An 11,780-nucleotide genomic window follows, 5' to 3' on the forward strand; every position below is an offset into this window, starting at 1 on the left:
ACGTTGCTTCCTTATAATGGAATATCGGCGACCTCAAGACAGGGAGAGAGGGGAATGCTGAAGACATTGTGCCTGATCGCGCTGGCGACAGTGATGGGCGCGACCGGGGCCGTGGCCGCGCCGGCCAAGGGGGGATCGATCTCGGTGGCGACGGTGGGCGAGCCCCCGACGCTGGACCCGATGGTCAGCACCGCCGACCTGGTCGGCATCATCACCCAGCACATTTTCGAGACGCTCTACACCTTCGATGCCAACTGGGCCGTCACCCCGCTGGTCGCCGACGCCATGCCCGATGTCAGCGCCGACGGCCGCGTCTACACCATCAAGATCCGCCAGGGCCTGACCTTCCACGACGGCTCGGCGCTGGACGCCGACGACGTGGTGGCCTCGCTCAAGCGCTGGACCGAGGTGGCGTCGCGCGGCAAGCTCGCCGCCGCCAATATCGACAAGATCGAGAAGGTCGACGGCTTCACCATCCGGATCTCGTTGAAGCAGCCCTTCGCGCCGCTGCTGGCGCTGCTGGCCTTCAACAACAGCGCCGCCGTGATCCTGCCGTCGGAAAAGATCGCGCCGGAGCTGAAGGACATCGTCGGCAGCGGCCCCTACATGCTGAAGGCCCGCGTGCCCGACCAGTACATCCAGCTGGTCCGCTTCGAGGGCTACAAGCCGCGCGAGGGCGACCCCAACGGCTATGGCGGCGCCCGCAAGCAGTATCTCGACGAGATCCGCTTCGTGCCGATCCCGAACGCCAACACCCGGGTCGAAGGCGCCGTCGCCGGCCAGTTCGACTACACCGATTCCCTGCCGGTCGAAGCCTTCGACAAGGTCAAGGCCGGGGCGTCGGAGCCGATCATCCTGAAGCCGTTCGGCTGGCCGGTCTTCGTCATGAACACCAAGGAAGGCCTGCTCAGCGACCTCAAGCTGCGCAAGGCCGTGCAACTGGCGCTGAACGAGGAGGACATGCTGGCTGCCGCCTTCGGCAGCACCGACTTCTACGCCCTCGACGGCGCGATGTACCCGGAGGGCTATCCCTGGCGCTCCGATGTCGGCACCGAGGTCTACAACAAGGGCGATGCCGAAGGCGCCCAGAAGCTGCTGACCGAGGCCGGCTATGACGGGCAGAAGCCGATCCGGATCCTGACCAGCCGGCAGTACGAGTTCCACTACAAGATGGCGCTGGTGGCGGCGGAGTACCTCAAGGCCGCCGGCTTCCAGGTCACCCTCGACGTCACCGACTGGGCGACGCTGACCCAGCGCCGCGCCGACCCCGCGCTGTGGGACATCTACATCAGCCACAGCCCGTTCCTGCCCGAGCCGGCGCTGATCGGCGCCCTGGCCAAGGGCTCGCCCGGCTGGTGGGACACGCCGGCCAAGGACAAGGCGGTCGGCGCCTTCAACCAGGCGCTGACCCAGGACGAGCGGGTGAAGCTGTGGGCCGGGGTGCAGCAGGTGATGGCCGACGAGGTGCCGCTGATCAAGGTCGGCGACTTCAACGCCCTGTCGGCGAAGTCGAAGACGCTGCAGGGCGTGACGCCGGCCCCGTGGCCGTATTTCTGGAACGCCTACGTCGAGAAGTGACAAAGGCGACCCGTAAGTTGGGTTCGCATTCGCGAACCCAACATCTCGCCGCCCCGCACTGCGTTGGGTTCGCTGTCGCGAACCCAACCTACTGACCGGCCGCCCATGCTCTCCTACATCGTCAATCGCCTGATCGGCATGGTCGCGGTGATGTTCATCGTGGCGACGGTCGTGTTCGTCATCATCCGGGTCACGCCGGGCGATCCTGCCGCGGTGATGCTGGGGCCGGACGCCCAGCCGTCTGATATCGTCGAGCTGCGCTCCAAGCTCGGGCTCGATCAGCCGCTGCCGGTGCAATATGTCACTTGGCTGGGCCAGATCGCGATCGGCGACCTCGGCCAGTCGATCTTCCTGAACCAGCCGGTGCTGAGCGCGATCGGCGACCGGGCCGAGCCCACCCTGATGCTGACCGTGATGTCGATGCTGATCGCCGTCGCCATCGCCTTGCCGATCGGCATCGCCTCGGCGGTGTGGCGGGGATCGCTGCTCGACCAGGCGACGCTGACCGTGTCGATGTTCACCGCCAGCATCCCCAGCTTCTGGCTGGGCCTGCTGGTGATGCAGCTGTTCGCGGTCAAGCTCGGCTGGTTCCCGGTCGCGGGCTATGGCGGGCCGGGGGCCAGCTTCCTCGACCGCATGACCCATCTGGTGCTGCCGGCCTGCGTGCTCGGCATCGTCAACTCGGCCCTGATCACCCGCTTCACCCGGGCCAGCATGCTCGACGTGCTGGGCGACGACTATGTCCGCACCGCCCGCGCCAAGGGGCTGCCGGAGCGGCGGGTGGTGCTGAAGCACGCGCTGAAGAACGCGCTGATCCCGATCCTGACCGTGATCGGCCTGACCACGGCCCTGCTGATCTCCGGCGCGGTGGTGACCGAGACGGTGTTCGGCCTGCCCGGCGTCGGCAACCTGGTCGTCAACGGCGTGCTGCGGCGCGACTATCCGGTGATCCAGGGGGCGCTGCTGGTGATCGCCGCGCTCTACGTCCTGGTCAACCTCGCCATCGATCTCCTGTATCTCGTCGTCGACCCGAGGGTGCGCTACTGATGGCCGCCACCGCTTCCGTCTCGGTGGCCGGCGAGCGCATGAAGCTCGCCCGGCTGCTGGTCCGCCGCAAGACCGCGCTGATCGGGCTGATCGTGCTGGTGGTGCTGGTGCTGGCCGCCGCCTTCGCGCCCTACATCACCGGCTACGCCCCGCAGAAGCTGTCGATCGTCAACCGGCTGAAGCCGCCCAGCGGCGCCCATTGGTTCGGCACCGACGAATTCGGCCGCGACGTCTTCACCCGCGCCGTCTATGGCGGCCGGCTGTCGCTGTTCGTCGGCTTCTCCGTGGTGATCCTGTCCTCGGTGCTGGGGGTGATCCTCGGGCTGGTCGCCGGCTTCTTCAAGCCGGCCGACCGGGTGGTGGCCCGGCTGATCGACGCGATGATGGCCTTCCCCGACATCCTGCTGGCGATCTCGCTGGTCGCGGCGCTGGGGCCGTCGCTGGTCAACGTCATCCTGGCGCTGGGCATCGTCTACACCCCCCGCCTGGCCCGCATCGTCCGTGCCTCGACCCTAGTGATCCGCGAGCTGCCCTTCGTCGAGGCGGCGCGGGCGCTGGGCGTGTCGACCTGGCGGATCGTCACCGCACATGTGCTGCGCAACCTGTGGTCGCCGATCCTGGTGCAGGGCACCTTCATCTTCGCCTATGCCATCCTGGCCGAGGCCGGCCTGTCCTTCCTCGGCGTCGGCGTCTCGCCCGAAATCCCCACCTGGGGCACCATGATCAGCTCCGGCCAGCAATATATGGGCTCGGCCGACTGGATGATGGTGTTCCCCGGCCTCGCCATCGTCCTGTCCGTGGTGTCGCTGCAGATGGTCGGCGACGGCCTGCGCGACATCCTCGACCCCCGCCTGCGCAAGGAGCTGTAATGGCCCAATCGCTGCTGATCCGTGCCGCCCGCCCGGTCGGCTTCCCCGATCACGCCGACGACCGGCCGATCGACCTCCGCATCGAGGACGGCCGCGTCACGGCCGCAGGGCAGGGGATCGACGCCCCGGCCGGCGCCGAGGTGATCGACGCCAGGGGTGCCTGGATCTCGCCCGGCTGGGCAGACCTGCACGCCCATGTCTACCATGGCGGCACCGACATCTCGATCCGGCCGGCCCAGGGCGGGCTGGCGCATGGCGTCACCACCATCGTCGACGCCGGCTCCTCCGGCGAAGGCAACTTCGTCGGCTTCCGCGAATTCATCGCCGAGCCGGCGGCGGAGCGGGTGGTCGCCTTCCTCAACATCGGCTCGATCGGACTGGTCGCCTGCAACCGGGTCAGCGAGCTGATCGACCAGCGCTCGATCGACATCACCCGGACGCTGGCGGTGATCGAGGCCAACCGCGACATCATCCGCGGCATCAAGTGCCGGGCCTGCAGCACGGTGACCGGCGCCTGGGGCATCACCCCGGTCAAGATCGCCAAGAAGGTGGCGAAGATCGCCAAACTGCCGCTGATGGTCCATGTCGGCGAACCGCCGCCGCTGCTGGAAGAGGTGCTGGAGATCCTGACCCCGGGCGACGTGCTGACCCATTGCTTCCACGGCAAGCCGGGCGGCAACATCCTGGAGGATGAGGAGCTGTTCGGCATCGCCAGGCAGGTCGCGGCGGCTGGGGTGCGGCTGGATGTCGGCCATGGCGGCGCGTCCTTCTCCTTCAAGGTGGCGCGGGCCGGGATCGAACGCGGGCTATTCCCGTTCTCGATCTCGACCGACCTGCATCTGCGCTCGATCGACGGCCCGGTCTGGGACATGGCGACCACCATGTCGAAGCTGCTCGCCGTCGGCATGCCCTTCGCCGAGGTGGTGGCCGCCGCCAGCACCCGGCCGCGCTCGGTGATCGGGCTGCCGGCCGAAGGCCGGCTGGCGGCGGGGGCCGAGGCCGACTTCACCATCTTCGAGCTGGAGGATGCGTCGGTGACGCTGCCGGATTCCTCCGGCGACAGCGCCACCCTCGACCGGCTGTTCGCGCCGCGCCACGCGATCCTCGGCACCAGGTCGGTCAAGGCGGCCCGCCTGTTCGACCCGACGGTCCACGGATGAGCGCCAGCAGCCGCGACATCGTCCTCGCGGTCGAGGATCTGCAGACCTGGTTCCACAGCCGGGACGGCATCGCCAAATCGGTCGACGGCGTGTCCTTCGACCTGGCGCGGGGCGAGACGCTGGCGATCGTCGGCGAATCCGGCTCGGGCAAATCGGTCACCAGCCTGTCGATCATGGGGCTGCTGCCCAAGCCGGCCGGGCGGATCATGGGCGGCACCATCCGCTTCCGCGACCGCGCCGGCACCACCCACGACCTGGCCCATGCCAAGCCCACGCTGCTGCGCCAGCTGCGCGGGCGGGAGATCGCAATGATCTTCCAGGAGCCGATGACCAGCCTGAACCCGCTGTTCACCGTCGGCGACCAGATCGCCGAGTCGGTGCAGCTGCACGAGCATGTCGGCCGGGGCGAGGCGATGAAGCGCGCCCAGCGCATGCTGGAACTGGTCGAGATCCCGGCTGCGGCGTCGCGGCTGAACGACTACCCCCACCAGATGTCGGGCGGCATGCGCCAGCGGGTGATGATCGCGCTGGCCCTGTCCTGCAACCCGTCGGTGCTGATCGCGGACGAGCCGACCACGGCGCTCGACGTCACCATCCAGGCCCAGATCCTGGACCTGCTGCGCCGGCTGCAGGCCGAGATCGGCATGTCGATCCTGTTCGTCACCCACAACATGGGCGTGGTGGCCGAGATCGCGCAGCGCGTCGCCGTAATGTATGCCGGCCGGGTGGTGGAGGAGGCGCCGGTGCTCGACCTGTTCGACCGGCCGCGCCACCCCTACACCCGTGGCCTCTTGTCCTGCATCCCCAACGCCCGCACCGGTGGCCGGCACGACGACGCCCGGCTGCAGCCGATCCCCGGCACGGTGCCCAGCGTCATGGCCCTGCCGCCCGGCTGCGCCTTCGCGCCGCGCTGCCCGCTGACCGAGGGCCCCTGCGAGGCGGCGGTGCCGGACCTCGCCGCGGTGCAGGCCGGCCATCGCTCCCGTTGCCGCAGGACGGACCAGCTATGACCGCCGCCGCCCTCCGCCCGGACATCGATCCCGCCGCGCCGCTGCTGGATGTGCAGAACCTGTCGGTGCATTTCCCGATCGGCCATGGCCGCGTGGTCCGCGCGGTCGAGAATGTCAGCCTGTCGATCCGGCGCAACAGCATCGTCGGGCTGGTCGGCGAGTCGGGGTCCGGCAAGACCACCACCGGCCGCGCCATCCTGCGCCTGATCGAACCGACCGGCGGCCGCGTCATGTTCGACGGCACCGACGTCACCGCCCTGCCGGAAAAGGCGTTCCGCGCCTGGCGCCGGCGGATGCAGATCGTGTTCCAGGACCCTTATGCCAGCCTCAACCCGCGCATGAGCGTGGCCGAGATCCTGGGCGAGGCGCTGGACACTCACGGCCTGGCCAAGGGCCGCCGCACCGAGCGCATCGGCGAGTTGCTGGAGCGCGTGGGCCTCAGCGCCGACCATCGCCGTCGCTTCCCGCATGAATTCTCCGGCGGCCAGCGCCAGCGCATCGGCATCGCCCGGGCCCTGGCGGTGGAGCCCGACTTCATCGTGGCGGACGAGCCGGTCTCGGCCCTCGACGTCTCGGTCCAGGCCCAGGTGCTGAACCTGATCCAGGACATCCAGCGCGACCTCGGCCTGACCCTGCTGTTCGTCGCTCACGACCTCGCCGTGGTCGACTATCTCTGCGACGAGATCGTGGTGATGTATCTCGGCCGGATCATGGAAAAGGGGCCGACCCGCCTGGTCTATGACCGGCCGCGCCACCCCTACACCAAGGCCCTGCTGTCGGCCGCGCCGGTGCCCGACCCGCGGGCGAAGCGCGACCGCATCCTCTTGAAGGGCGACATTCCCAGCCCGATCAACCCGCCCTCGGGCTGCGTCTTCCGCACCCGCTGCCCGCTGGCGGTCGACGCCTGCGCCCAGGCCGTCCCGCCGCTGACCGAACGCGAGCCCGGGCGCTTCGTCGCCTGCATCCGCGATGCCGAACTGAACGACCAACCGAAGCCGGATTGACCATGCCCAACGTCTACGACCGCCTTGCCGCGCTCGGCATCACCCTGCCCAAGGCGCCGCCACCGGTCGCGAATTTCGAGACGCACCGCGTGTCCGGCCAGCTGCTGTTCCTGTCCGGCCAGGGCCCGTCCGAGCCGGATGGCTTCCAGCACCGCGGCAAGGTCGGCGCCGCCGTCGACCAGCAGGCCGCCTATCGCCATGCCCGGCTGACCGGGATCAACCTGATCGCGGTGATGCATGAGGCGCTGGGCGACCTCAACCGCGTCACCGGCATCGTCAAGCTGCTGGGCATGGTCAACGCGGTGCCGGAGTTCGAGCATCATCCCGCTGTCATCAACGGCTGCTCCGACCTGTTCGTCGACCTGTTCGGGCCGGAGATCGGGCGCCATGCCCGCTCGGCCGTCGGCATGGGGTCGCTGCCCGGCCAGATCACGGTCGAGATCGAAGCCGTCGTCGAATTCGCGCGCTGAGAGGATTGTGAGATGAAGTCGAACGAGGATATTCGCCGCCGCCTGGGCCTGCGCCCGGTGATCAACGTGTCCGGCACCATGACCTCGCTGGGCGCCTCGATCGTGGTGCCCGAGGCGGTGCAGGCCGTGTCCGAGATCCTGCCGCAATTCGTCGAGATCAACGACCTGCAGCGCAAGGCCAGCGCCCGCATCGCGAAGTCCTGCGGCACCGAAGCCGGCTTCGTCACCGCCTCGGCCTCGGCCGGGATCAGCCTGACCGTGGCCGGCGCCATGACCGGCACCGACCTGCTGGCGATCGAACGGCTGCCCGACACGCCGGGCCTGGCGAAGACCGAGGTGCTGCTGCAGGTCGGGCACATGGTCAGCTATGGCGCCCCGGTCGACCAGGCGGTGCGCCTGGCCGGCGCCACGGTGGTGCCAGTCGGCACCGCCACCCAGGCGTCGGGCTATCAATTGGACGGCGCGATCACCGAGCGCACGGCGGCGGCGCTCTATGTAGTCTCGCATCACGTCGTGCAGTACGGCCAGATCCCGCTCGAGGAGTTCGCCGCGATCTGCCGCGCCAAGGGCGTGCCGGTGATCGTCGACGCCGCGTCGGAATACGACCTGACCGGCTTCCTGGCCCGCGGCGGCGACGTCGTGATCTACAGCGCCCACAAGTTCCTGGGCGGGCCGACCGCCGGCATCGTCGCCGGCCGCGAGGACCTGGTGCGGGCCGCCTATCTGCAGAACCGGGGCATCGGCCGCGGCATGAAGGTCGGCAAGGAGGGCGTGGTCGGCGCCATCGCCGCGCTCGACGCCTGGGAACGGCGGGACCACGCCGCGGCGCGGGCCCGCGAGGACGGCCATCTGAAACTGTGGCACGAGGGCCTGGCCGGGCTGTCGGGCGTGACGGCGGTGATCGAGCCGGACCCGACCGACAACCCGCTCGACCGGCTGCGGGTGACCTTCGATCCGGCCAAATGCGGCCTGGCCGCCTGGGACGTCGCCGACCGCCTGGCCGCCGGCGACCCGCCGGTGATCATCCGCGACCACGAGGCCGAGCACGGCTTCATCTATCTCGACCCCTGCAACCTGCATGACGGCGAGGCGCAGGTGGTGCTGGACCGGCTGCTGGCGGTGCTGCGCGGCGCGGCCGGCGACCCGCCCCAGGGCGACGCCCGCGCCCGGCTGGCGGCCCGGGCGCAGAAGGGGCTGGAGTCGTTGCTGCGGTTTCCGCGGTAGAGACTTTCGAATGTGTCCCTCTCCCGCGTGGCGGGAGAGGGACACGCGCGTCCGGGCCCGCCTACGCGGCGCGCAGCACCACCTCGGCCGGGACGTAGTTGAGGCCCAGCGCATCGGCCACCGGCTTGTTGGTGACCTGGCCGGAATGGATGTTCAGGCCTTCGCGCAGATGCGCGTCGTCGAGGCAGGCGCGGCGATAGCCCTTGTCGGCCAGCGCCAGGGCGAAGGGCAGGGTGGCGTTGTTCAGCGCCACGGTCGAGGTCCGCGCCACACCGCCCGGCATGTTGGCGACGCAGTAATGCACCACGCCGTCGACGACATAGGTCGGGTCGTCATGGGTGGTGGCCTTCGAGGTCTCGAAGCAGCCGCCCTGGTCGATGGCAACGTCGACCACCACCGAACCCGGCTTCATCTTCGCGATCATGGCCCGAGTCACCAGCCGCGGCGCCGCGGCGCCAGGGACCAGCACCGCGCCGATCACCAGGTCGGCCCCGGTGACGTATTCCTCGATCGCGTCGACGGTCGAATAGATCGTGTTCAGCTCGGCGCCGAACTGCAGGTCCAGCTCCTTCAGCCGCTGCAGCGACTTGTCGATCACGGTGACATGGGCTTCCAGCCCCATCGCCATGCGCGCCGCGTTGGTGCCCACCACGCCGCCGCCCAGCACCACCACCTTCGCCGCCGGCACGCCCGGCACGCCGCCCAGCAGCATGCCGCGCCCGCCCTGGATCTTCTCCAGGCAATGGGCGCCGCATTGGATCGACATCCGCCCGGCGACCTCGCTCATCGGCGCCAGCAGCGGCAGGCCGCCGCGGGCGTCGGTGACGGTCTCATAGGCGATGGCGACCGCGCCGGATTTCATCAGCAGCTCGGTCTGGCGCGGGTCGGGCGCCAGATGCAGATAGGTGAACAGCACCTGGCCGCGGCGCAGCATGCGGCATTCGTCGGGCTGCGGCTCCTTGACCTTCACCACCATCTCGGCCCGGTCGAAGACCTCCTTGGCCGATCCGACGATCTCGGCGCCGGCGGCGCGGTAGCGGTCGTCGCCGAAATCGATGCCGGCGCCGGCCAGGGTCTCGACGATGACGCTATGCCCGTGATGCACCAGTTCGCGGACCGAGCTCGGGGTCAGGCCGACGCGATACTCGTGGGTTTTGATTTCCTTCGGCACGCCGATGAGCATGGTTCCCCCGGGTTTTCATTCTTGGCGTCCGCCCTGCGGGCGAAGCCTGTCCCCGATTCCTACCGCAAGCCCGCGTGGAATGACACCATCTGTCGGCGCCGGGTCCGTCCTGCCTCCCGCACAAACGAGAACACCGCAGGCGGGCCATGCCCTCGGTGAGCTGCAAATCGGCTCGTCGGTTGCGGAATCGTCCGGCCTTCACCTGCTAACGGACCGCTTCTCCGGGGGCTCGTGGTTGCGACGAAGCTTCATCTCCCGGAAGATGTCTTGGCGCTGCATCTTCTTCAGCCGGGTTGAGGGATTCATCGGGAGACGGAAACGTGACGCTGTTGAAGATCGTCAGCATGGGGCATCCGGTGCTGCGCCGCCTGGCGGATCCGGTCGCCGATCCCACGGATCCGGAGATCGCGCGGCTCGCCGCCGACATGATCGAGACGATGCGGGACGCGCCGGGCATCGGCCTGGCCGCGCCGCAGATCTACCGGCCGCTGCGCCTGATCGTGTTCGAGGTGCCGGCAGCGCGGCAGGAGGAGGGCGAGCCGCCGGCGCCCGACGGGCCGACCGTTCTGGTCAACCCGGAGATCGTGCCGCTGGACGAGGAGACGGTGGTCGGGCTCGAGGGCTGCCTGTCGATCCCGGGCTTCCGCGGCCTGGTGCCGCGCTGGCGGCGGATCGGCTATCGTGCGCTCGGGCTGGACGGCAAGGTGATCGAGCGTGAGGCCGAGGGGCTGCACGGCCGGGTGGTGCAGCATGAGGTCGACCATCTCGACGGCGTGCTCTATCTCGACCGGCTGCGCGACCTGAACGATTTGGCCTCCGACAGCGAGGCCCGCTATCTCACCGACCGAGTCTAGGGAGCACCGATGACCGACCGCGGCTTGACCGACATGTCCGGAACCGGCAGGGCCGCCGAGCGCGACGCCCTGCTGCTCGCCACCCTGCCGCATGTGGCGTTCGACGGCTGGACGCGCCAGGCGCTGCGCCTCGGCGCCGAGGAGGCCGGCTTCGGCGCCGACGAGGTCGCGGTGCTGCTGCCGGGCGGCGTCGCCGAACTGGCGGACCTGCTGCACGACTGGGCCGACCGGGCGATGGTCGAGCGGCTGGCGGCGGAGGGCGAGGCCTTCACCGGGCTGCGGGTGCGCGAGAAGATCGCGCAGGCCGTGCTGACCCGGCTCGACCTGCTGCTGCCCTATCGCGACGCGGTCCGCCGCGACCTGGCGCGGCGGGCGGCGCGGCCGCTGTCGCGGCGGGGTCTGCGCCAGCTCTACGGCACGGTCGACGCGATGTGGCGGGCGGCGGGCGACCGGTCGACCGACCTCAATTTCTACAGCAAGCGCGGGCTGCTGGCCGGGGTCTACGCCTCGACCCTGCTGGTCTGGCTGGACGACCGGTCGGACGGGCAGGAGACGACACAGGCCTTCCTCGAGCGCCGGATCGGCGAGGTCCTGGCCATCGGCCGCCAGATCTCGGGGCTGAAGCGGCTGGGCGACCTCGCCGAAGCGCCGTTCCGCCTGGCCGCCCGGTTGCGTGAAGGGCGGGGGACGGCCGCCGGCTAGCTTCGTAGGTTGGGTTCGCGGTCGCGAACCCAACATCATGCCAATGCTTTTGTTGGGTTCGCAGCTGCGAACCCAACCTACGGCAAGCTGGACCCTATTGTGAGAGCGACCGCTACTTCTTGCGGAAGGCGTCCAGCGTCACGACCTTGCCGCCCTCGGCCGGCGTGCTCTCGGTCTGGCCGCGGCCGGTCGGGCCCTGGACCACGTTGCCGCCGGCGTCGTTGCGGGGAGTCTCGGCCCGCGGCGTCTCGGCGCCGTCCTCGGCCGCAGCCTCGCCATCCTCCACCTCGTCCTCGGCCCCATCCTCCTTGGCGGATTGGAACTGCAGGGCGAAGTTGACCGACGGGTCGGCGAAGGTGGTGATCGCCGCCAGCGGAATCACCAGTCGTTCGGTCTTGCTGGAGAAGCTGAGCGAGACCGAGAACCGGTCCTCGCACACCTCCAGCCCGAAGAACTGGTGCTGCAGGACGATGGTCATCTCCTGCGGGTACTTCTGCCTGAGATACTCGGGGATCGCGACCCCGCGATGATTTGTCATGAAGGTCAGGTAGAAATGGTGCTCGCCCGGCAGGCCTGTTTCGCCCGCCTGGGTCAAAGCTTCCCTGACCACGCCCCGCAGGGCGGATTCGACCATGCGGTCGTATCGAAGTTCGTCGTCCATCCGGCCACACTAGACCGG

Annotated in this window: 12 protein-coding genes; 10 read left to right on the plus strand and 2 right to left on the minus strand. The window is 69.4% G+C overall.

The annotated features are described in order from the left end of the window. Positions 1-54: 54 nt before the first annotated feature. The 8 genes from AB4112_RS07310 to AB4112_RS07345 all read left to right on the plus strand — a co-directional run bounded on the left by AB4112_RS07310 (position 55) and on the right by AB4112_RS07345 (position 8,362). The gene (locus AB4112_RS07310) at positions 55-1,578 is read left to right on the plus strand and encodes an ABC transporter substrate-binding protein (protein WP_309792592.1); all 1,524 of its coding nucleotides are present in this window, start codon (positions 55-57) and stop codon (positions 1,576-1,578) included. A 105-nt stretch (positions 1,579-1,683) separates the two neighbouring features. Continuing rightward, a complete protein-coding gene (locus tag AB4112_RS07315) occupies positions 1,684-2,625 on the plus strand; it encodes an ABC transporter permease (RefSeq protein WP_441718183.1) in 942 nt (313 codons plus the stop codon). Next, positions 2,625-3,494 carry an ABC transporter permease gene (locus tag AB4112_RS07320; protein ID WP_441718186.1) on the plus strand — a complete coding sequence of 290 codons (870 nt, stop codon included), beginning with the start codon at positions 2,625-2,627 and terminating at the stop codon, positions 3,492-3,494. The genes AB4112_RS07315 and AB4112_RS07320 overlap by 1 nt, the downstream gene beginning before the upstream one ends. Continuing rightward, positions 3,494-4,654, plus strand: coding sequence for an amidohydrolase/deacetylase family metallohydrolase (locus tag AB4112_RS07325; protein WP_441718189.1), 1,161 nt, complete (start codon positions 3,494-3,496; stop codon positions 4,652-4,654). Before AB4112_RS07320 ends, AB4112_RS07325 begins: the two co-directional genes overlap by 1 nt. Further along, positions 4,651-5,664 (plus strand): ABC transporter ATP-binding protein, encoded by a 1,014-nt coding sequence (locus AB4112_RS07330; RefSeq protein ID WP_309792588.1) that lies wholly within the window; start codon positions 4,651-4,653, stop codon positions 5,662-5,664. Before AB4112_RS07325 ends, AB4112_RS07330 begins: the two co-directional genes overlap by 4 nt. Continuing rightward, on the plus strand, positions 5,661-6,668 hold the full coding sequence (locus AB4112_RS07335; protein WP_441718193.1) for an ABC transporter ATP-binding protein: 1,008 nt from the start codon (positions 5,661-5,663) through the stop codon (positions 6,666-6,668). Before AB4112_RS07330 ends, AB4112_RS07335 begins: the two co-directional genes overlap by 4 nt. Before the next feature lie 2 nt (positions 6,669-6,670). After that, positions 6,671-7,138 carry a RidA family protein gene (locus AB4112_RS07340; RefSeq protein ID WP_441718196.1) on the plus strand — a complete coding sequence of 156 codons (468 nt, stop codon included), beginning with the start codon at positions 6,671-6,673 and terminating at the stop codon, positions 7,136-7,138. Positions 7,139-7,150: 12 nt separating this feature from the next. After that, a complete protein-coding gene (locus tag AB4112_RS07345; RefSeq protein ID WP_441718199.1) occupies positions 7,151-8,362 on the plus strand; it encodes an aminotransferase class V-fold PLP-dependent enzyme in 1,212 nt (403 codons plus the stop codon). 61 nt (positions 8,363-8,423) lie between these two features. On the opposite strand, the gene ald is transcribed toward AB4112_RS07345, so the two are convergent. Next, positions 8,424-9,545: an alanine dehydrogenase gene (gene ald, locus AB4112_RS07350; RefSeq protein WP_309792582.1), complete on the minus strand. Its 1,122-nt coding sequence runs from the start codon at positions 9,543-9,545 to the stop codon at positions 8,424-8,426. Positions 9,546-9,865: 320 nt separating this feature from the next. Here ald and def point away from each other — a divergent pair, with 320 nt between their 5' ends. Together def and AB4112_RS07360 are read left to right on the plus strand one after the other, a co-directional pair. Further along, a complete protein-coding gene (gene def / locus AB4112_RS07355) occupies positions 9,866-10,399 on the plus strand; it encodes a peptide deformylase (RefSeq protein WP_309792581.1) in 534 nt (177 codons plus the stop codon). Between the two features lie 9 nt (positions 10,400-10,408). Next, positions 10,409-11,101, plus strand: coding sequence for a COQ9 family protein (locus AB4112_RS07360; protein ID WP_309792580.1), 693 nt, complete (start codon positions 10,409-10,411; stop codon positions 11,099-11,101). A gap of 112 nt (positions 11,102-11,213) precedes the next feature. Here the strand turns inward: AB4112_RS07360 and AB4112_RS07365 are convergent, their stop codons facing one another. After that, positions 11,214-11,762, minus strand: a complete 549-nt coding sequence (locus AB4112_RS07365) for an SspB family protein (RefSeq protein WP_441718204.1) — start codon at positions 11,760-11,762, stop codon at positions 11,214-11,216. Positions 11,763-11,780 lie beyond the last annotated feature (18 nt).

Source organism: Inquilinus sp. 2KB_23, assembly GCF_052115705.1.
Classification (GTDB): domain Bacteria; phylum Pseudomonadota; class Alphaproteobacteria; order DSM-16000; family Inquilinaceae; genus Inquilinus; species Inquilinus ginsengisoli_A.

Bases quoted from the DNA above. Each gene is read 5' to 3' on its own strand.
- AB4112_RS07310 (WP_309792592.1), top strand. From the start codon at position 55: ATGCTGAAGACATTGTGCCTGATCGCGCTGGCGACAGTGATGGGCGCG.
- AB4112_RS07315 (WP_441718183.1), top strand. From the start codon at position 1,684: ATGCTCTCCTACATCGTCAATCGCCTGATCGGCATGGTCGCGGTGATG.
- AB4112_RS07320 (WP_441718186.1), top strand. From the start codon at position 2,625: ATGGCCGCCACCGCTTCCGTCTCGGTGGCCGGCGAGCGCATGAAGCTC.
- AB4112_RS07325 (WP_441718189.1), top strand. From the start codon at position 3,494: ATGGCCCAATCGCTGCTGATCCGTGCCGCCCGCCCGGTCGGCTTCCCC.
- AB4112_RS07330 (WP_309792588.1), top strand. From the start codon at position 4,651: ATGAGCGCCAGCAGCCGCGACATCGTCCTCGCGGTCGAGGATCTGCAG.
- AB4112_RS07335 (WP_441718193.1), top strand. From the start codon at position 5,661: ATGACCGCCGCCGCCCTCCGCCCGGACATCGATCCCGCCGCGCCGCTG.
- AB4112_RS07340 (WP_441718196.1), top strand. From the start codon at position 6,671: ATGCCCAACGTCTACGACCGCCTTGCCGCGCTCGGCATCACCCTGCCC.
- AB4112_RS07345 (WP_441718199.1), top strand. From the start codon at position 7,151: ATGAAGTCGAACGAGGATATTCGCCGCCGCCTGGGCCTGCGCCCGGTG.
- ald (WP_309792582.1), bottom strand. From the start codon at position 9,545: ATGCTCATCGGCGTGCCGAAGGAAATCAAAACCCACGAGTATCGCGTC.
- AB4112_RS07360 (WP_309792580.1), top strand. From the start codon at position 10,409: ATGACCGACCGCGGCTTGACCGACATGTCCGGAACCGGCAGGGCCGCC.
- AB4112_RS07365 (WP_441718204.1), bottom strand. From the start codon at position 11,762: ATGGACGACGAACTTCGATACGACCGCATGGTCGAATCCGCCCTGCGG.